Genomic DNA, 18,514 nt, shown 5'->3' on the forward strand with positions numbered 1-18,514 from the left:
ACCCCTCCAGGTCTCATTCCCTCCGGCCCTTCCCTTCCGCACCACGCCCGGCGGCGCCGGCCGCTAGGCATCGTCGAGATCCTCGTCATCCGTCATACCCATTCCGGACCTGATGACCTCCTGTTGAAGGGCCACGACCCGCGCGAAGTTCGCCTCGCTGTTGTCACGGGCCAAAGCCGCCTCCGCTTCTCTCAAATCGGCCATCACCTGCCTGTGATGCAGGTGATGCCATGTCGGCCACCACCCCCGTTTCGCGTCCAAGGAGGACGCATCCGGGCGTGCAAAGCCGGCATGGACATAGGTCGACTCGCTGAGCAGAGAGCGGACAATGGTATCATAGCCGGCGGAAGACAAGTGGCGACAAAGCGATGCGGCGTCAAGTCCCGAGTCGTTTTCCCGCCGTTCGGCAAGCAATCCAATGACCGCTTGGCGCAATTCCTCCAATTCCCGGTCGGGAAACGGCAGCATGCCCAGCGATTCGCCCAACTCATCAAACAACTCGGGATGATTGATGATCACGGCGAGCAGAACGCGCTCCCGCGCAGCGGCGAGGTTGCCGGGGTTGCGGCGGCGGTGGCCGGGCGGCGGCGCGGTGCGCAGGCCCGGCAGGCCCGGCGTGTGCCGGCGCGTTTGCTGGCCGAAACGCCCGCCCCCCTGCCCCCCGCCTTGCCAGGAGCCCCCCGGAACCCAGGGACCGCGCTCGTTGCGCTGGCGCGGCGGCGGGGCGAAGGCCTCGTCGACGCGGCGGCGCATCTCCGTGCGGTAGAAAGATTGCACGTCGCGGTCCGCGATCTGTCCGACCCGCGCGTCCAGGGCGGCTTTCACCGCCGCCTTCGACTCCGGGGTGCCGGTGGGCTTGCCCTCGGTCTCCATGCGCCAGACCGCCTCGGACAGCGGAATGGCCTCGCTGAGCAGCTCCTGCATGGCGCGGGGACCGTGCAGGCGGATCAGGCTGTCGGGGTCCTCCCCCTCCGGCAGGAAGGCGACGCGGGCGGAATGGCCAGGGGCAAGGTGCGGCAGGATGCGCTCCACCGCGCGCCACGCCGCCCGCCGTCCCGCGTTGTCGCCGTCGAAGCAAAGGAATGGCACTTTCTCCGCGTCGGGGATCAGCTTCCACAGCTCCTGGACCTGCGTCTCGGTCAGGGCGGTGCCGAGCGGGGCCACCGCGCCCTCGAAGCCGGCGCGGACCAGCGCGATGACGTCCATGTAGCCTTCGGCGACGATCACCGGCTTGCCGTCCGCCGCCGCCTGCCGCGCCCGCGACAGCCCATACAACAGCGTTCCCTTGTGGAACAGAGGCGTGTCGGCGGTGTTGACGTATTTCGGACCGTCACCCTCCAGGATGCGCCCGCCGAAGGCGACCACCCGGCCGCGCCGGTCGGTCACCGGGAAGATCACCCGGTTGCGGAAGAAGCTGTAGGGCGTGCGCCCGTCCTCCGGCCGCTTGAGCAGGCCGGCGGTCACCATGTCCTCTTCCGAGAAGCCCTGCTTCAGAAGCTGGCTGCGCAGCGCGCCGGAATCGCCGGGGGCGAAGCCCAGGCGGAAGCGCGCCATGCCGTCGGTGTCCAGCCCGCGGCGCTGGAAATACTCCAGCCCGGCGCGCCCCGCGGGGGCGTAGAGCTGCTGCTCGAACCAGCGGGCAGCCTGCTCCACCAGATCGTGCAGCGTCTTGCGCCGCTCGTAGCGCTGCTTGTCCTCCTCGGTGGCGCGGGGGACCGGCAGCCCCGCCTCGCCGGCCAGCGCCTCCACCGCCTCCGGGAAGGCGAGATTGTCGTGGCGCATGACGAAGCCGATGATGTCGCCGTGCGCCCCGCAGCCGAAGCAATGGAAGAAGCCCTTCTGGTCGTTGACGTAGAAGGAGGGCGACTTCTCGTTGTGGAAGGGGCACGGCGCCTTGTACTCGCGGCCGGCGCGGATCAGGCGCAGGCGTTTGCCCACCACGTCCGACAGAGCGAGACGGGTGCGAAGCTCCTCCAGGAATTGGGGCGGAAAGGCCATGGGCGGGCGGCCCCCGTGCTAGATCGGAAACCGCACGCTCAGCAGGCCGAGAGCTGCTGCTTCACGGTGCCGCTGACCTTGGCGAAGTCCATCTGACCGGCGTAGCGGGCCTTCAGCTCCGCCATGACCTTTCCCATGTCCTTGATGCAGGTGGCGCCGATCTCGTCCACCACCGTCTTCACGGCGGCGGCCACCTCTTCGTCCGACATCTGCTTGGGCAGGAAGCCCTCGATGATGGTGATCTCCTCGCGCTCCTGCTCGGCCAGCTCCAGGCGGCCGCCCTGCTCGTACAGCTTGATCGACTCGCCGCGCTGCTTGATCATCGTCTGCAGCATGGAAAGGATCTCAGCCTCGTCGATGCCGTCGGTGACACCGCGCGAGCGCGCCGCGATGTCCCGGTCCTTCAGCGCGGCCAGGATCAGGCGCACGGTCGAGACGGCGCGCTGGTTCTTGGCGAGCATCGCCTGCTTCAAAGCCTCGTTCAGGCGCGTGCGCAGCATATGCGTGTGTCCTTCGTGTTCGTCAGGTGTGTTCGTCAGGTCGAAACGATCAACGGCCGCTCGGCAGCATCCGCACCGTCCCCATCCGTGGGATGGCGCGGGAGACGCGGCGCGAACCGGCAATATTCCTAAATTTGCGCCGGATTGCCACGTCAATTCCGAAGGGCCGCCTCCCGCCCTCCAACAGCCCCCAACCATCCCTCCAGCGGCCAAGCCCCACCGGTGAAGCACGGCGATTATGCAAACGCGCCGCTGGAAATCGGGGTACCAATCGTCATATACGGTTGACCGGCTCACCCGTCCCGACTAATCGATCCAGGCTCAGACACCCGAACCGCAAGGAAACGGGATGGCGGGGCACGGACCGACGACGACGCGTGCGCCCAGCGGGGCGGGACGCGGCGCCGACGTTCCGCGAAGCAGGAATATGTGGCCCGCGGCGGCTCTTGATAAGGTCTGAAGGATGGCTCAATCGACTCTCCCGGCGGGCGATGCCGGCGCTTACACCGGTGTCCTGGTTCTGGCCGACGGCACCGTCTTCAAGGGCCGAGGCATCGGTGCGGTGGGGGATTCGGTGGGCGAGGTGTGCTTCAACACCTCGATGACCGGCTATCAGGAAATCCTGACCGACCCCAGCTACGCCGGGCAGATCATCACCTTCACCTTCCCGCACATCGGCAACACCGGCGCCAACCCGGAGGACATCGAGACGGTGACCCCCGCCGCGCGCGGCCTGATCCTGCGCGCCGACGTCACCGACCCGTCGAACTGGCGCGCCACCCGCCACCTCGACGACTGGCTGAAGAGCTACGGGCTGGTCGGTCTGGCCGGGGTGGACACCCGCCGCCTGACCCGCCGCATCCGCGATCTGGGCGCGCCGAACGGCGTCGTCGCCCACGCGCCGGACGGCAAGTTCGACCTCGACGCGCTGGTCGCCAAGGCCAAGGGCTGGCCGGGGCTGGAGGGCATGGACCTCGCCAAGGACGTCTCCTGCCGCCAGACCTACGGCTGGGATGAGGGCGCCTGGACGCTCGGTGCCGGCTACGCCACGCAGGAGAGCCCGCGTTTCCACGTCGTGGCGATCGATTTCGGCGCCAAGCGCAACATCCTGCGCTGCCTCGCCGCGGCCGGCTGCAAGGTGACCGTGGTTCCGGGCACCGCCACCGTCGAGGACGTGATGCGCCACAAGCCGGACGGCGTCTTCCTGTCCAACGGCCCCGGCGACCCCGCGGCCACCGGCGAATACGCCGTGCCGACGATCAAGGGCCTGCTGGACACCGGCCTGCCGATGTTCGGCATCTGCCTGGGCCACCAGATGCTGTCGCTGGCGCTGGGCGCCAAGACGAAGAAGATGCCGCTGGGCCACCGCGGCGCCAACCATCCGGTGAAGGATCTGGCCTCCGGCCGGGTGGAGATCACCAGCCAGAACCATGGCTTCGTGGTGATGGAGGAGACCCTGCCCGCCGACGCCGAGGTGACCCACGTCAGCCTGTTCGACGGCACCAACGAGGGCATCCGGCTGAAGAACAAGCCGGTCTTCTCGGTTCAGTACCACCCCGAGGCCTCGCCCGGCCCGCAGGACAGCCATTATCTGTTCGACCGCTTCGTGGCGCTGATGGACGGCAAGCAGCCGGCCTGATCCCCGGTGAACACACCCGCCGATGACGAGAAGGGAGCCGCTTGCGGCTCCTTTTTCTTTTCATGCACGTCATCCACGCGGGACTTTCGCCCTCCCTGCCACTTTCGCCAGCGCCAGTCCCAATCGATCGAATGAGTTAGCCGGATTTCCACCCCTTTCGATAAAAACCCTGCTCCGTCAAAGCTGTGTCCTTTGCTGCCGGACTCTGCGATGGTTACGGGCGCGTCCATCGCTATGCATATCGGAGCATGACATCCCTTGCCTGTGCACGCTCAGGATGACAACGCACCCGCAGTGAACGACGGCGTGGCGGGCGATGACCAGCCCCAAGCCAGCGGCCTGTCGCTCCGCACCGGGCTGGTGCTGCTGGTCATGGCGGCGCTGCTGCCGATGCTGGGCTTCGCCGGCTGGACGGTCTTCCGCATGGCCGAGACGCAGAGCGCCGCGATCGAGCGATCCGGCCGGGATCTGGCGCGGACGCTGGCCGTCGCCGTGGACCGCGAACTCATGGCGATGGAAACGGCGCTTCAGGTTCTGACCACCTCCCCCCACCTGGAAAAGGGCGATCTCGCCGCCTTCCACCGGCAGGCGACCGAGGTGCTTCAGCACAAGGGCAGCCGGCGCGAGGGCGTCCACATCGTGCTGAGCAACGCCCAGGGCCAACAACTGATCAACACGCGCCGCCCGTTCGGCGAACCGCTTCCCCGCGCCGCGGTGACCGGCCTGATCCGGCGGACGGCGGACAGCGGCCAAACCCAGATCTCCGAAATCTTCATGGGCGCCGTCGCCCAGCGCCCCCTGGTCGCCGTCGCGCTGCCGATCACGCGGAACGGACCTTCGGAGCGTGTGCTGACCATGAGCATCCCGACCGAGATGTTCATCGAGGTGCTGCGCCAGCAGGGCCTCCCTGAAGGTTGGATCGCCGCGCTGTGGGACCGTCAGGGCGTCGTCATCACCCGCACCGCCTCGCACGACACCTTCACCGGCACGCCGATCTCGGCGGACGTGTTCCGCCGCACCGCCTCGACCAGTTTCGGCTCCTTCGACATCGTGGCGCGGGACGGCACGCCGCTGTTCAACGCCTTCGCCCGGTCGGAGCTGTCGGGCTGGACCGTCTCCGTCGGCGTCCCGCAGGCCCTGATCGCCGAGCCGTTGCGCCGGTCGGTCATTCTGGTGCTGTGCGGCGGCGGGGTGCTGCTGCTGCTCAGCCTGGCGATGGCGCTGGCGGTCGGGCGGCGCATCGCCGATCCGGTCGCGGCGCTCGCCGGCTCCGCCCTGGCGCTGGGGCGCGACGGCCCGCAAGCCGCGCTGACGATGACCGCCCCCGCGCCGATCCGCGAGGTCAACGCGGTGGCCGGCGCGCTGAACCGGGCGGCCCGCCGCCTGCGCGACAGCGAGGCGCGGCAGCGGCTGGTCATGGAGGTCGTCGGGCTCGGCGTCTGGCGCTTCGACGCGCGCAGCCGCCGCTTCCACGGGTCGGACCGCACCGCCGCCCTCCTGGGCGTGCCGGTGCTCGACGGCGCCTCGGTCGAATCCTGGATCCGCAACGTCGCGGCGGACCACCGCAACGCCATCCGCGCCGCCCTTTTCCGCGACGCCCCGTCGAAGGGCGAGCTGGAGGCGGAATTCCCCGTCGGGTCACCCGACGGGCAGGTCCGCTGGCTGGCCATGCGCGGGTCCTGCCTGACCGACCCGGACGGCACCACCCGCGCCGTCGGCATCCTGGAGGACGTGACCGAGCGGCGGCGCGCCCACGAGATGCAGCTGGGCGAGCTGGTGGACCGCCACGCCTCCGACCGCCGGCTGTTCGCTGCGATCATCGAGAGTTCCACCGACCTGATCGTCGCGGTGGACCAGGAGTGCCGCTACATCCTCTTCAACGGCGCCTACCAGCGGGAGGTCGAGGCGCTCTACGGCCACCGCCCGGCCATCGGCCAGCGTTTGCTGGAGATGATGCAGCATCTGCCCACCGCGCAGGTCACCGCGGAGTCCCTGTGGAGCCGTGCGCTCGGCGGGGAGCGCTTCACCATCGTTGAGGAGCTGGGCGACCCCACCCTGCAGCGCAAGCGCTACGAGCTGGCCTTCGGCACCATCCTGGATTCCAGCGGGCGACGCATCGGCGCCTATCACGTCGCCCGCGACGTCGAGGAGCGGGAGCGCACCGGGCAGGCCCTGCGCGAGATCGAGGAGACGCTGCACCAGGCCCGCAAGATGGAGGCCATCGGCCAGCTCACCGGCGGTATCGCCCACGACTTCAACAACCTGCTCCAGGCCATCGGCACGTCGCTCTACCTGCTGCGCGCCGCCGCCACCGGTGGTGAAGGCGGCGGCGGGGCCAGCCACCCCCAGGCCCTCGACATGGCGGAGAAGGCGGTGGAGCGCGGCGCCACCCTGACCCAGCATCTCCTGGCCTTCTCCCGCCGGCAGCGGCTTGAGCCGAAGACGGTCGATGTCGGCGCCCTGGTCACCGGCATGGGCGGGCTGCTGGAGCGCACGCTGGGCGGCACCACCCGCATCGTGACGGAGACGGACCCCAGCCTGTGGCCGGCGCGGGTCGACCCGAACCAGCTCGAAATGGCCATCCTCAACCTCGCCATCAACGCGCGGGACGCCATGACGGCGGGCGGCACCCTGACCATCCGCACCGGCAATTGCCCGGACGACATGGAGGGACGGCCGCTCGACCTCGCCGCCGGGGACTGCGTGTCCATCGCCGTCGCCGACAACGGCAGCGGGATGAGCGAGGAAACGGCGGCCCGCGCCTTCGAGCCCTTCTTCACGACGAAAGGCGTCGGGCACGGCACCGGCCTGGGCCTGTCGATGGTGCATGGGCTGGCCGCGCAGTCCGGGGGAACGGTGGTCCTGACGACCCGGCTGGGCGCCGGCACGACGGTGACGCTCTACCTGCCGCGGGCCGAGCCCGAGGAAGAGGCGGGTCCGGACGCCGAGGCGCCCCCGGCCGACCAGGCCCCGCCCCGCCCCGCCACCATCCTGCTGGTGGAGGACGAGGCGCTGGTCCGCATGGCGACCGCGACGGTTCTCGAGCAGTCCGGTTTCCGCATCATGGAGGCGTCCAGTGGCCCCGACGCGCTGGACGTCTTCGCCCGCGACCCGGAGGTGGACCTCGTGCTGACCGATTACGCGATGCCCGGCATGACGGGGCTGGAGCTGGTGCGGGAGCTGCGCGCCCGGCGCCCCGGCCTGCCGGTCCTGATGGTCACCGGCTATGCGGAGATCCAGCGGGCCTCGGCGCTGGACGGGCTGCCCATCCTGCAGAAGCCCTATCAGGCCAACGAGCTGGTCGCGCGCATCCGCGCCGCATTGCCCGCGGCGCCTCCTGCCTGACGGCCGCCGCCCGACCGGACGCCATGCCGCCGCCCGCCCCGTCGCATCCGCCCTCGTTCCATCCGTCTTGCCCGCTCTGCGGACGTCCGATGGTGCCCGGCCCCAGCCTGAACGAGCACCACCTGATCCCGCGCACCTACGGCGGACGGGACACGGTGACCATGCACCGCATCTGCCACGCCAAGATCCACGCGGTGCTGAGCGAGGCGGAACTGCGCGACCATTACAACACCATCGCCAGCCTGCGCGCCCACCCGGACATCGCCGCCTTCCTGCGCTGGGTGTCCCGCAAGCCGCCGGAATTCATCGACCGCCACGCCTCCGGACGCGGACGCCGGCGGTGACGCGGCCGCCAATGGGTCAGACGCGGGATCAGACACGCCCGAGGTAGCGGTTGATCTCGCCGTTGCAGGACTGGCTGATGCGCTCGTACTCGGCGGGGGTGTCGATGCGGGCCTGACGCGCGTTGCGCTCGCGTCCGAACTCTTCCATCAGCTGGCGCATCGCCGCCTTGATCGGCTGCTCGATCGCCGCCATGACCTGCCGCTCGGAGCGGCCCTGGGCCGGGCGGGCGCGGCCGACCACATCCTCCAGCCGGCGCTTCAGGACCGGCACATACTCGCGCAGAAGCTGCTCGTCCACCGTGACGTGGCGCATCTCGTGGGCCAGCACCTCGCCGTGGATGCAGCTGCCCTGCGGCAGCTCGCGGGCCACATAGACGGTCCGCTCGTCATAGCCGAAGGTGACGGTCAACGTTTGGGCCGCGCCGCAGTAGCGGCCCTGCCCCAGCGACGCCGTCATGACGCCGGCCTGCCATTGCTGATTGTATTGAATGGCCGCCAGCCCGAGCGTGTGGGAGTTGGCGGTCCGCCCCGCGATGGGCCGCCGCCCCGGCTTCTGGGCCAGCTGGCGGATCGACTGGCTGTAATCGGTGCGCAACGGGGCGATCTGCAGATCGAGGACCACGCGGGCCGGCGCGAAGTCCGGACAGGCGGCAACTCCGGTCTGGGCGGCTGCGGGCGCCGAAAAGCCGAGCCCTCCCCCACCCAGGCACAGGAGCGTCAGGAGGCCGATGCACAGACGCGGTCGAAACGGGCGGAGGATCATTCCGCCTATGTCGGTGCGGCCCCCGCCGACGGCAAGGGCCGCGTCGCCGGACCTCAGCGCTTGCCCGGATAGAGGAAGCGGGCCTTCAGCGTGCCCTCGATGGCGCGCAGGTCGCTCGCCACCTCGTTCTCCTCCACGTCGCCGTCGACATCCACCACGACGTAGCCCAGCTCCGGATCGGTCTGGAGATACTGCGCGGCGATGTTCAGGTTGCGGCCCGAGAAGACCTCGTTGATCTTGCGCAGCACGCCCGGACGGTTCTCGTGGACGTGCAGGAAGCGGGTGCAGCCGGCATGGACGACCGGCAGGCCGACCTGCGGGAAGTTCACGGCGCCCATGGTCGAGCCGTTGTCCGAATACTCGATCAGCTTCTGCGACACCTCGGTGCCGATGTTGGCCTGCGCCTCCATCGTCGAGCCGCCGATGTGCGGGGTCAGGATGACGTTGTCGAGCCCGCGCAGCGCGCTCTCGAACACCTCCTTGTCGCCGCCCGGCTCCTTGGGGAACACGTCGATGGCCGCACCCAGCAGATGCTTGTCCTTCAGGGCGGCGGCCAGCGCCTCGATCACCACGACCTTGCCGCGGGCGGCGTTGATCAGGTGGGCGCCCTTCTTCATGGCGCGGATCTGCGCCTCGCCGATCATGTCACGGGTCTGCGCGGTGTCGGGGACGTGCAGCGTCACCACGTCGGAGACCGCCAGCAGTTCCTCCAGCGAGTGGCAGGGCTGGGCGTTGCCGAGCGCCAGCTTGTTCACGACGTCGTAGTAGCGGACCTTCATGCCCATCGATTCGGCCATGATCGACACCTGGGTGCCGATGTGGCCGTAGCCGACGATGCCCAGCGTCTTGCCGCGGATCTCGTAAGAATCCTTGGCCGACTTCATCCAGCCGCCGCCATGAACGAGGGTCGACTTCGAGAAGATGCCGCGCATCAGCATGATGACCTCGCCGATCACCAGCTCTGCCACCGACCGGGTGTTCGAATAGGGCGCGTTGAACACCGGGATGCCGAGTCGGCGCGCGGCCTTCAGATCGACCTGATTCGTGCCGATGCAGAAGCAGCCGACGCTGAACAGGCGGCTCGCGGCCTCCAGCACCTTGGCGGTCAGATGGGTGCGCGAGCGGATGCCCAGCATATGGACGGACCCGATGCGCTCCAGCAGCTCCGATTCGTCCAGCGCGTGCGGCAGACGCTCCACGGTGGCGTAGCCGCCATGCGCCAACTCGTTGATGGCGTTGTCGTGAACGCCTTCGAGCAGCAGGATGTTGATCTTGTCCTTGGAGAGCGAGAGCTTCGTCACGGCCGGAATCCGTCGAAATGAATGGCCCCGCACGCGGCGGGCCGCCAATAATGCGAGCGCGCAAGGTAATGCCAAGCGCAGGCCTTGTCACGCGAGGGATGTTGCGCTGCCGTCGCCATTCCGCATGGCGGGTTGGCGCCGCACGCGGAGCGGGTGTATTCCTGCCGCAGGCAAGGCCATGGCTGGGAAGAGCGAGGGAAACACCGGGATGAGCGACGTCACCATCTACCACAACCCGCGCTGCACCAAGTCGCGCCAGACGCTGGAGCTTCTGAGGTCCAGGGGCGTCGAGCCCACCATCGTGGAGTATCTGAAGACCCCGCCCGGCCCGGCCGAGCTGAAGGCCATCCTGGCCAAGCTGGGCAAGGGCCCGCGCGACATCCTGCGCGCCAAGGAGGCGGCGGAGGCCGGGATCGCCAAGGATCTCGACGACGACGCCCTGATCGACGCATTGTCCGCCAACCCCGCCGCCATCGAGCGGCCCATCGTCGTCACGGGCGACAAGGCCCGCGTGGGCCGTCCGCCGGAAAGCGTTCTGGAGATCCTGTAAGTGACCAAGCCCTCCCTGGACCTCACCCCCGCCGACGCGGCGACCGAGCTGCGCACCGTCCGCGACCTGATCCGCTACGGCGTCAGCCGCTTCAACGAGGCCGACCTGGATTACGGCCACGGCACCACCAACGCCCATGACGAGGCGGTGTTCATGGTGCTGGAAGGGCTGAGCCTGCCCATCGACCAGCTCGACCCCTATGTGGACGCCCGGCTGACCCTGGCGGAGCGCCGCAAGGTCGCCGACCTGCTGCACGCCCGCGTGGAGACGCGCAAGCCGGCCTCCTACCTGCTGAACAAGGCCTACATCCAGGGCATCCCCTTCTATGTGGACGAGCGGGTGATCGTCCCGCGCTCCTACATCGGAGAAATCCTGTTCTCCGACCTGATCGGCGGCGACGACTTCACGCTGGTGGAGGACCCGACGGAGGTCGAGCGGGTTCTCGACCTGTGCACCGGCTCGGGCTGCCTCGCCATCCTGGCCGCGCAGATTTTCCCGGAGGCCCAGGTGGACGCGGTGGACCTGTCCGCCGACGCGCTGGAGGTGGCCAAGCGCAACGTCGCCGACAGCGGGTTCGAGGACCGCATCACCCTGCACCACGGCGACCTGTTCGCACCGCTGAAGAACCGCAAGTACGACGTCATCATCACCAACCCGCCCTATGTGGACGCCGAGGCGATGGCCGCCCTGCCGCCGGAGTTCCGCCACGAGCCGCAGATGGCCCTGGCGTCGGGCGAGGACGGGCTGGACATCGTGCGCCGCATCCTCAAGGAGGCGCCCAAGCACCTGACGCCGGAAGGCGGCCTGCTCTGCGAGTTCGGCACGGGCCGCGAGATCCTGGAGGCCGAATATCCGGACCTCGACTTCTTCTGGGTCGAGACCGCCAACAGCTTCGGCGAGGTCTTCTGGCTGACCCGCGACCAGCTGAAGCCGGGCAAGTAACCGGACCGCCGATCAGACCGGGCTCAGACCGGGCGCCGGAGCAGCACGCTTCCCCCCTGGTGCGGCAACCGCTCGTGCCAGGGGATGTCGGCGCGACCGATCTCGGCGAAGCCCTCTTTGGCATAGAGTTGGCGGGCGTCGGCGTTGTCGGCCCAGACATGCAGAGTCACCCGGTCGAACCGGCCGCGGCGCGCCCGTTCATAGACCCAGGCGAGAAGCTGGGAGGCGATGCCGCGGCGGCGCCACGCCGGATCGATGGCCAGCGCCGACAGGAAGTAGCTGCCCCAGTCGTGCACTCGGTTGAAATCTTCCATGTGGGCCAGCCGGTCGGGGGGCAGCCCGCTGTAATCCTGGGTCTTGATCCAATCCACGGGGTAGGCGTGGGCGACTCCGACGATGCGCCCCGCCACCTCCGCCACGCCCGAATGGCGGTGGGAAAAGGAGCCCGACGTGCCCACGAGCCCCGGCACCAGCATCTCCGCCGCCGTCTGGCCGGGCACCAGCCCGTCGAGCAGGAACTCGTAGATGCCGCCGCCGGCCATGTCGATGAGCCGCGCCAAATCCGGCGCGTCGTCCGGCTCGGCCGGGCGGATGTGGATGCCGTTGTCGTTCATGGCTTCGCGTGTCCTGTTGAAAGCGTGATTCCCCTCTCCAAGGGCAGGAGAGGGAATGTCCCGACTCCATTGACCGTGGTCGCCCATCGCCCTATCCTGACACCCATGATGGACCGTTACCTTACCCTGGGTCTGCGAATTAGCAGCCCGGTTCTCGCGTGAGAGCCGGGGTTTTCGCACGTCTGCAGGTCTGACCCTGCACTCATCGACTCAAGACCAAGGTAAGAGCGACCCATGTCCACCGTCACGTTGTCCACCGTCACGCTGGCGGCGCCCGCCGCCGAATCCCGTCCGACCGATCCGAACCGTCTCGTCCGCTTCGCCGTGCAGGCCGATGCCGATCCCGGCACCCTGCCCCGCGTGCTGGAGCTGTTCGCCAAGCGCGGCCTCGTCCCGCTGTCGCTGAACAGCCGCCTGCTGGGCGAGACGCTGACCATGGAGGTCGAAATGACCGGCATGGTCGCCGCGGAGTCGAACCATGTCGGCAACTGCCTGCGCCAGATCCCGATGGTCCTGGCGGTCGCCGTGACCGAACGGACCCTGCCGCTCGACCTGCCCGCCGCCGCCGAGTGACGGCGACGGCAGGCCTGCCATTCAGTCGTTGGCCGTCTTCGTGACGTCGGCCGTCTTCGCGGTTTGCGACGAGGACGGCACGTCCGAAGCGGGGACGACCGTCTCCTCCGCCGGCGTCTCCTCCGTCTCCTTCATCAGCAGGGCGGCCTGTTGCAGCTTGCGGAACTGCGCCACCGAGAAGGGCAGGCTCGCCAGATAGGCCAGCCCGAGGAAGGCCAGCGTCCACCAGGGCTGGCTGACCAGCGAGGCGGCGAGCAGGCCGACGCCGACCAGACCCGGCACCACATACTGGGTCGGCACCCGCATGCCCTTGAAGGAGAAGGTGGGCAGCGTGCTGACCATCAGCCCGCCCATCGCCAGCGTCCAGGGCACGACGACGGCCGGGTGGCCGGCGATGTCCGGCCCGGCTTCGAAGCCGATGACCATGGGAAGGATGGCCAGGCCGGCGCCCGCCGGAGCGGGAACGCCGGTGAAGTAGTTGAAGGCCCAGGGCGGCAGGTCGACGTCCAGGCGGGAGTTGAAGCGGGCCAGCCGCAGCGCCGCGCAGACCGCGTAGGCCATGGCGGCGATCCAGCCCAGGCTGCCGGCGCCGTTCAGCGCCCACAGATACATCATGAAGGCGGGGGCCACACCGAAGCTGATGACGTCGGACAGGCTGTCCAGCTCCGCGCCGAACTTGCTCTGCCCGTTCAGCAGACGGGCGATCCGCCCGTCCAGCGCGTCGAAGATCGCCGCGATGACGATGCAGACGACCGCCTGCTCCCACCGCTCGTGCATGGCGAAGCGGATGGCCGTCAGGCCGGAGCACAGCGCCAGCACCGTCAGCACGTTGGGCAGAAGATGGTTGATCGACAACCCCTTCAGCCGCGGATGCGGACGGCGCGCCCGGCGCTTGCGGAACACTGCCGGCTTGAAGACCGGTCGCTTCATCGGCGGACATCCCCCTGCCGTTGCGGTTCGGTGGCGGTCAGGTCGGCCAGCACGGTCTCGCCGCCGATCGCCGTCTGCCCGACGCAGACCAGCGGAACCACGCCGTCCGGCAGATAGACGTCGGTGCGGCTGCCGAATCGGATCAGGCCGAACCGCTCGCCCGCCTTGACCTCCTGGCCGGCCTTCACCCAGTAGAGGATGCGGCGGGCGACGAGGCCGGCGATCTGCACATAGGCAATCTCGCGCCCGTCGGGAAGACGGTGGCGGAAGGCGGCGCGCTCGTTCTCCTCGCTGGCCTTGTCCAGCGCGGCGTTCACGAAGGTGCCCTTGTGATACTCCGCCGCGACCACCGTGCCGTCCGCCGGCACGCGGTTGACGTGCACGTTGAAGACGTTGAGGAAGATGCTGACGCGGGTCAGCGGCTTGTCGCCCATGCCCAGCTCCGGCGGCGGAACCGCGGGAACGATCATGGTCACGCGCCCGTCGGCGGGGCTGACCAGCAGGCCGGGGCGCGTCGGCGTCACGCGATCGGGATCGCGGAAGAAATACACGCACCACAGGGTGAGCACGAGACCCAGCCAGCCCAGCGGCTTCGCCACGGCAAGCCCGAGAATCAGGGAGACCACGGCGAAGGCGGCAATGAAGGGCCAGCCGGCGCGGTGGATCGGAACGACTACGGTATTGAGGGCGGACATCGCCGGTTACTTCAGCCTCGGATCGTTGGAGCGGCGCATTCTAGACAGCATCCCCCGCCCTTTACAGAATTTTAGCAGGGAAGGTGGAGAGTGACGCCACCGACACCACAGGAATGAGCGAGCCCCCGTGTCCGTTCCCGCCGCCCGCCTTCAGGCCATGCCGTCGCTCGCGCAGGTCTCGCAGACCGCCCTGCCCTTCAGCCCCGACACCTTCGTGATGACTCCCGAAGGCGTGCTGGGCATCGCCCAGCCGCCGCGACCGGCGCGGCTGCACTTCATGGCCGACGGACTGCCCTTCAGCATCGCCGTGGGGTTCGACGGGGAAAAGTCGCGCTCGCAGGTGTGGGCGGAGATCGGCCACATCCCCTACACCGCCCAGTCGCCGGAGCGGCGGCGCCAGCTCCTGGCGATCCTGCGCGGCATCCAGGACCGCCGGGGCACCCGCTTCCTCGTCCAGGAGGGCCAGAAGATCCTGCTGTTCTCCGAGGCGGAGTTCGAGGGGCAGGCGACGCCGGAGGATCTGATCCACCAGACGGTGGTCGCGCTCCAGCAGGCGCGCCCCTTCCTGCGCCTGCTCGCTCCTTACCTGTAAAGTCAGTTCGAGACCGGCCTAATTTGAGACCGGCAGGGCGAAGATCTGACCGGGATAAATCAGGTCCGGGTCGCGGATCTGGCCGCGGTTGGCCTCGTAGATCAGCGTGTACTGCACGCCGTGCCCGTAGGTGGAGCGGGCGATCCGCCACAGGCTGTTGCCGGGCTGGACGACCATCGACCGGCCGTCCGGCAGGTTGGCCGGAACCTCCGACACCTGAACCGGCAGCTCGACGCGGGCAGTGACCTTGCCCGAGTCGGTCACCTGATCGGCGCGCAGCGTGTAGACGCCCGGCGGCACGGCGCGCTCCGGGCGAAGGCGCCATTGGCCGTTCGGGTCGGTGTGGGCGCTGCCGACCAGAAGATTGTCGAGATAGAGCTGCACGGCGCTTCCCGGCTGCGCCCGGCCGCCCATGGCGACCTGCCCCGAGGCGTCGTAATCCATGCTTTCCAGCGACACCCCGCCCGGCGGCGGCGGGGCCGCCACGCCGCGGGTCGCGGCGGCCGGCGGCCCCTTCGGAGCCTGCAGGATCGTGCTCCCCAGCCCATCGCGCGGCATGGCGACGGCCAGAGGGCCGGCCAGCGGACCGGTGGGCGCTTCCGAAGACGCCCCACCGGTGGCCGGCGGCGGATCGGGCACCACGACCACCACGACGCGCTCCGACGGCGTCGGCTCGGCGGCGGGGGTCGCCTTTTCCGACAGGCTCAGTTCGCGGGCGCCGGGAGCCAGGGGCTGGTCGGGAAGGAGGACCCATTCGCCGCGCGCGTCGGCGTTGACGGAGCCGAGCGCGCGTTCCCCGTCATGGACGGTCACCGACGAGCCCGGTGTGGCGCGGCCGGCCATCACGGTGGCGCCGTCCGGCGCGACGCGCACGATGTCGAAGCGCGGGCCGGCGGGCTCCTCCGCCGACTTCGTCGGGGCGGGCGCGGTGGCCGGCGGCTTGGCCGGGGTCACGCTGCCCAGCGCGACGGTTGTTCCGGACCCGACCGTTCCGGCGCGGGTGCCCGGCGTGGACGCCGGATCGATGACCACATACGCGACAGCGGCAGCGGCGATCACCGCCGCCGCACCGCCGAACAGGAGAGCTTGCTTCACCGGAGCACCGCCGCATCATTGCCGGCGGACACGCCGGCTTGCGGCAGGATAGCAGATTGCGGCGGTGGAACTGAACACCGCCGATGGAGCAGACGCATAGCCGCATCGGGACCGGCCCACCGCCTTCGCGCCGCCGGAAGGGAGTTTTCCCCGCTCACTTCTCCAACTTGGCGACCGTCTCGGAATGGCGGCCGGAGGACAGGTCGCCCGAGGACATGTCGGCCGCGGAGACACTGGTTTCCGTAGCCCGAACCGCCGTGGCGCCGCCCGCGTTCGCCTTGCCCCCGCCGGTCAGGAAGCCGATCCCGCCACCGAAACCGAGGAACAGAAACGTGGCCACCGAAATGGCGGCCAGAGCGTTGACGACGCGCGAATCCATAATGATCCCTCCCGATGGGCTGAAGTCCGATGTCCGGGTAGACGCCGCCCCGGCTTTGCTATTCCCTTGCTTTAGGTGACCCCGCCGGACGCACCGGAACAGTCACCGGAACGTGTACCCAACCGGCGAGAAAGGGTGAGCGATGAAAGCCCTGAATTCCGTCTGCGTCTATTGCGGCTCATCCAGCCGCGTCGCCGCTGTCCACAAGGAGGCCGCCCATATGTTGGGCGACGGACTCGCCCGGCGGGGCATCCAGCTCGTCTACGGCGGCGGGCGGGTCGGGCTGATGGGAATCGCCGCCGACGCCGCGCTCGCCGCCGGGGGGCAGGTCGTCGGCATCATCCCGGAACACATCCAGTCCGCCGAGATCGAGCACACCGGCCTGACCGAACTGCACGTCGTCGACAGCATGCACACCCGCAAGCGGATGATGGTGGACCGGGCCGACGCCTTCGTGGTGCTGCCGGGCGGCCTCGGCACACTCGACGAGGCGTTCGAGATCCTCACCTGGAAACAGCTCGGCCTGCACGACAAGCCGGTGGTGATCGCGGATGTGGACGGCTACTGGCGCCCCCTGCTCGGCCTGATCGAGCACACGGTGGCGCAGGGTTTTACCCAGCCGGCACACCGCGCGCTGTACACCGTCGTCGATGACGTGGACGACGTGTTTGCCGCGCTGGCCTATGAACCGGAGCCCACGCTGAAGATTCCCACACAAAAGCTCTGAAAAGGCCAAGTGGTAGGACCAGATCGCGCAAATTGCGCCGTTTTCAGCGCGATATCGTCTGTTTTGATGCCCCGCGGTCCTTTCTTTCGGCAGTGCCCCGGTGCTATATAACCGCCATCCGTTTCCGTCCGGGGAACCGGGGCCCGTCTTCGGATGGACGCCCCGGCCCGTGCCCTCGCACAGCGCGCCCGGCGTCCAAGCATAAGACAACCCCTACCCGTTCGGGGAGAACTCGCACCCATGACGAAGATCAAGGTAGCCAATCCGGTCGTCGAACTCGACGGCGACGAGATGACGCGCATCATCTGGCAGTTCATCAAGGACAAGCTGATCCTGCCGTATCTCGACATCGACCTGAAATACTACGATCTCAGCGTCGAGAACCGCGACAAGACGGACGACCGGGTGACGGTCGAGTCGGCCAACGCGATCAAGCAGTACGGCGTCGGCGTCAAGTGCGCGACCATCACCCCGGACGAGGCGCGGGTGACGGAGTTCAATCTCAAGAAGATGTGGAAGTCGCCGAACGGCACGATCCGCAACATCCTGGGCGGCACCGTCTTCCGCGAGCCGATCGTCTGCTCCAACGTTCCGCGCTACGTTCCGGGCTGGACCAAGCCGATCATCATCGGCCGTCATGCCTTCGGCGACCAGTACAAGGCCACCGACTTCGTCGTTCCCGGCAAGGGCAAGCTGAGCATCCGGTGGGTGCCGGAAGGCGGCGGCGAGCCGATCGAGCACGAGGTGTACGACTTCCCCGCCTCCGGCGTCGCCATGGGCATGTACAACCTGGACGAGTCGATCGAGGGCTTTGCCCACTCCAGCTTCATGTACGGCCTGGAGCGCGGCTACCCGGTCTACCTGTCCACCAAGAACACGATCCTCAAGGCCTATGACGGGCGCTTCAAGGACATCTTCCAGAAGGTGTTCGACGAGCATTACGCCGCCCAGTTCAAGGCCAAGGGCCTCGTCTACGAGCACCGCCTGATCGACGACATGGTCGCCTCGGCCCTGAAGTGGGAAGGCGGCTTCGTGTGGGCCTGCAAGAACTACGACGGCGACGTGCAGTCGGACATCGTGGCGCAGGGCTTCGGCTCGCTGGGCCTGATGACCTCGGTGCTGATCACGCCGGACGGCAAGACCGTCGAGGCGGAGGCCGCCCACGGCACGGTGACCCGCCACTACCGCGAGCACCAGAAGGGCAAGGAGACCTCCACCAACCCGATCGCCTCGATCTACGCCTGGACGCAGGGCCTCGCCTACCGCGGCAAGTTCGACAACACGCCGGACGTCGTGAAGTTCGCCGAGACGCTGGAGCGCGTCTGCGTCGAGACCGTCGAGTCGGGCTTCATGACCAAGGATCTCGCGATCCTCATCGGTCCGGATCAGCCGTGGCTGACCACCAAGCAGTTCCTCGACAAGCTGGACGAGAACCTGCAGAAGAAGATGGCCGCCTGAGCGTAACGCGCATTCCGCGTCAGGTGCGACGACGCGTCCCGGTCAAACGGGACGCCGGGTCGATGTAAG

Annotated in this window: 18 protein-coding genes; 9 read left to right on the forward strand and 9 right to left on the reverse strand. The window is 68.7% G+C overall.

The genetic code is table 11. The annotated features are described in order from the left end of the window. Positions 1 to 63: 63 nt before the first annotated feature. Together dnaG and AMK58_RS09860 are read right to left on the reverse strand one after the other, a co-directional pair. Positions 64 to 1,998: a DNA primase gene (gene dnaG, locus AMK58_RS09855; RefSeq protein WP_059398848.1), complete on the reverse strand. Its 1,935-nt coding sequence runs from the start codon at positions 1,996 to 1,998 to the stop codon at positions 64 to 66. A 38-nt stretch (positions 1,999 to 2,036) separates the two neighbouring features. Continuing rightward, positions 2,037 to 2,498: a GatB/YqeY domain-containing protein gene (locus AMK58_RS09860; protein ID WP_035674908.1), complete on the reverse strand. Its 462-nt coding sequence runs from the start codon at positions 2,496 to 2,498 to the stop codon at positions 2,037 to 2,039. Between the two features lie 463 nt (positions 2,499 to 2,961). Between AMK58_RS09860 and carA the strand changes: the two genes are divergently transcribed. The 3 genes from carA (at position 2,962) to AMK58_RS09875 (ending at position 7,826) form a co-directional block, all read left to right on the forward strand. Next, the gene (carA, locus tag AMK58_RS09865; protein ID WP_014240921.1) at positions 2,962 to 4,137 is read left to right on the forward strand and encodes a glutamine-hydrolyzing carbamoyl-phosphate synthase small subunit; all 1,176 of its coding nucleotides are present in this window, start codon (positions 2,962 to 2,964) and stop codon (positions 4,135 to 4,137) included. Positions 4,138 to 4,443: 306 nt separating this feature from the next. Then, complete coding sequence (locus AMK58_RS09870) at positions 4,444 to 7,482, forward strand: response regulator (protein ID WP_137165107.1); 3,039 nt, start codon at positions 4,444 to 4,446, stop codon at positions 7,480 to 7,482. Positions 7,483 to 7,571: 89 nt separating this feature from the next. After that, complete coding sequence (locus AMK58_RS09875) at positions 7,572 to 7,826, forward strand: restriction endonuclease (RefSeq protein ID WP_035674916.1); 255 nt, start codon at positions 7,572 to 7,574, stop codon at positions 7,824 to 7,826. A 28-nt stretch (positions 7,827 to 7,854) separates the two neighbouring features. Here AMK58_RS09875 and AMK58_RS09880 read toward each other — a convergent pair whose 3' ends face one another. Together AMK58_RS09880 and serA are read right to left on the reverse strand one after the other, a co-directional pair. Next, complete coding sequence (locus tag AMK58_RS09880; RefSeq protein WP_051140307.1) at positions 7,855 to 8,589, reverse strand: hypothetical protein; 735 nt, start codon at positions 8,587 to 8,589, stop codon at positions 7,855 to 7,857. A gap of 53 nt (positions 8,590 to 8,642) precedes the next feature. After that, on the reverse strand, positions 8,643 to 9,890 hold the full coding sequence (gene serA, locus AMK58_RS09885) for a phosphoglycerate dehydrogenase (protein ID WP_035674918.1): 1,248 nt from the start codon (positions 9,888 to 9,890) through the stop codon (positions 8,643 to 8,645). A gap of 208 nt (positions 9,891 to 10,098) precedes the next feature. Here serA and arsC point away from each other — a divergent pair, with 208 nt between their 5' ends. Together arsC and prmB are read left to right on the forward strand one after the other, a co-directional pair. Further along, positions 10,099 to 10,440, forward strand: a complete 342-nt coding sequence (gene arsC, locus AMK58_RS09890) for an arsenate reductase (glutaredoxin) (protein WP_035674920.1) — start codon at positions 10,099 to 10,101, stop codon at positions 10,438 to 10,440. Next, the gene (gene prmB, locus AMK58_RS09895; RefSeq protein ID WP_051140308.1) at positions 10,441 to 11,382 is read left to right on the forward strand and encodes a 50S ribosomal protein L3 N(5)-glutamine methyltransferase; all 942 of its coding nucleotides are present in this window, start codon (positions 10,441 to 10,443) and stop codon (positions 11,380 to 11,382) included. A gap of 23 nt (positions 11,383 to 11,405) precedes the next feature. On the opposite strand, the gene AMK58_RS09900 is transcribed toward prmB, so the two are convergent. Further along, on the reverse strand, positions 11,406 to 11,996 hold the full coding sequence (locus tag AMK58_RS09900) for a GNAT family N-acetyltransferase (protein WP_035674921.1): 591 nt from the start codon (positions 11,994 to 11,996) through the stop codon (positions 11,406 to 11,408). Between the two features lie 234 nt (positions 11,997 to 12,230). Between AMK58_RS09900 and AMK58_RS09905 the strand changes: the two genes are divergently transcribed. Then, positions 12,231 to 12,569 (forward strand): hypothetical protein, encoded by a 339-nt coding sequence (locus tag AMK58_RS09905; RefSeq protein ID WP_035674923.1) that lies wholly within the window; start codon positions 12,231 to 12,233, stop codon positions 12,567 to 12,569. Positions 12,570 to 12,590: 21 nt separating this feature from the next. Here the strand turns inward: AMK58_RS09905 and pssA are convergent, their stop codons facing one another. Continuing rightward, positions 12,591 to 13,499: a CDP-diacylglycerol--serine O-phosphatidyltransferase gene (pssA, locus tag AMK58_RS09910; RefSeq protein WP_051140309.1), complete on the reverse strand. Its 909-nt coding sequence runs from the start codon at positions 13,497 to 13,499 to the stop codon at positions 12,591 to 12,593. Beyond that, positions 13,496 to 14,194 carry a phosphatidylserine decarboxylase gene (locus AMK58_RS09915; RefSeq protein ID WP_014240934.1) on the reverse strand — a complete coding sequence of 233 codons (699 nt, stop codon included), beginning with the start codon at positions 14,192 to 14,194 and terminating at the stop codon, positions 13,496 to 13,498. Before AMK58_RS09915 ends, pssA begins: the two co-directional genes overlap by 4 nt. A 127-nt stretch (positions 14,195 to 14,321) precedes the next feature. Here AMK58_RS09915 and AMK58_RS09920 point away from each other — a divergent pair, with 127 nt between their 5' ends. Continuing rightward, complete coding sequence (locus AMK58_RS09920) at positions 14,322 to 14,786, forward strand: hypothetical protein (protein ID WP_014240935.1); 465 nt, start codon at positions 14,322 to 14,324, stop codon at positions 14,784 to 14,786. Positions 14,787 to 14,804: 18 nt separating this feature from the next. Here the strand turns inward: AMK58_RS09920 and AMK58_RS09925 are convergent, their stop codons facing one another. Continuing rightward, entirely contained in the window at positions 14,805 to 15,881 is a 1,077-nt protein-coding gene (locus AMK58_RS09925) for a LysM peptidoglycan-binding domain-containing protein (protein WP_059398851.1), read from the reverse strand. A gap of 154 nt (positions 15,882 to 16,035) precedes the next feature. After that, on the reverse strand, positions 16,036 to 16,260 hold the full coding sequence (locus AMK58_RS09930; protein WP_035674931.1) for a hypothetical protein: 225 nt from the start codon (positions 16,258 to 16,260) through the stop codon (positions 16,036 to 16,038). A 142-nt stretch (positions 16,261 to 16,402) separates the two neighbouring features. Between AMK58_RS09930 and AMK58_RS09935 the strand changes: the two genes are divergently transcribed. Together AMK58_RS09935 and AMK58_RS09940 are read left to right on the forward strand one after the other, a co-directional pair. Beyond that, positions 16,403 to 16,987 (forward strand): LOG family protein, encoded by a 585-nt coding sequence (locus AMK58_RS09935; RefSeq protein WP_035674933.1) that lies wholly within the window; start codon positions 16,403 to 16,405, stop codon positions 16,985 to 16,987. A 240-nt stretch (positions 16,988 to 17,227) separates the two neighbouring features. Continuing rightward, positions 17,228 to 18,445 carry an NADP-dependent isocitrate dehydrogenase gene (locus tag AMK58_RS09940; protein ID WP_059398852.1) on the forward strand — a complete coding sequence of 406 codons (1,218 nt, stop codon included), beginning with the start codon at positions 17,228 to 17,230 and terminating at the stop codon, positions 18,443 to 18,445. Positions 18,446 to 18,514: the final 69 nt, after the last annotated feature.

The sequence above is a fragment of the Azospirillum brasilense genome (genome assembly GCF_001315015.1).
Lineage (GTDB): Bacteria > Pseudomonadota > Alphaproteobacteria > Azospirillales > Azospirillaceae > Azospirillum > Azospirillum brasilense.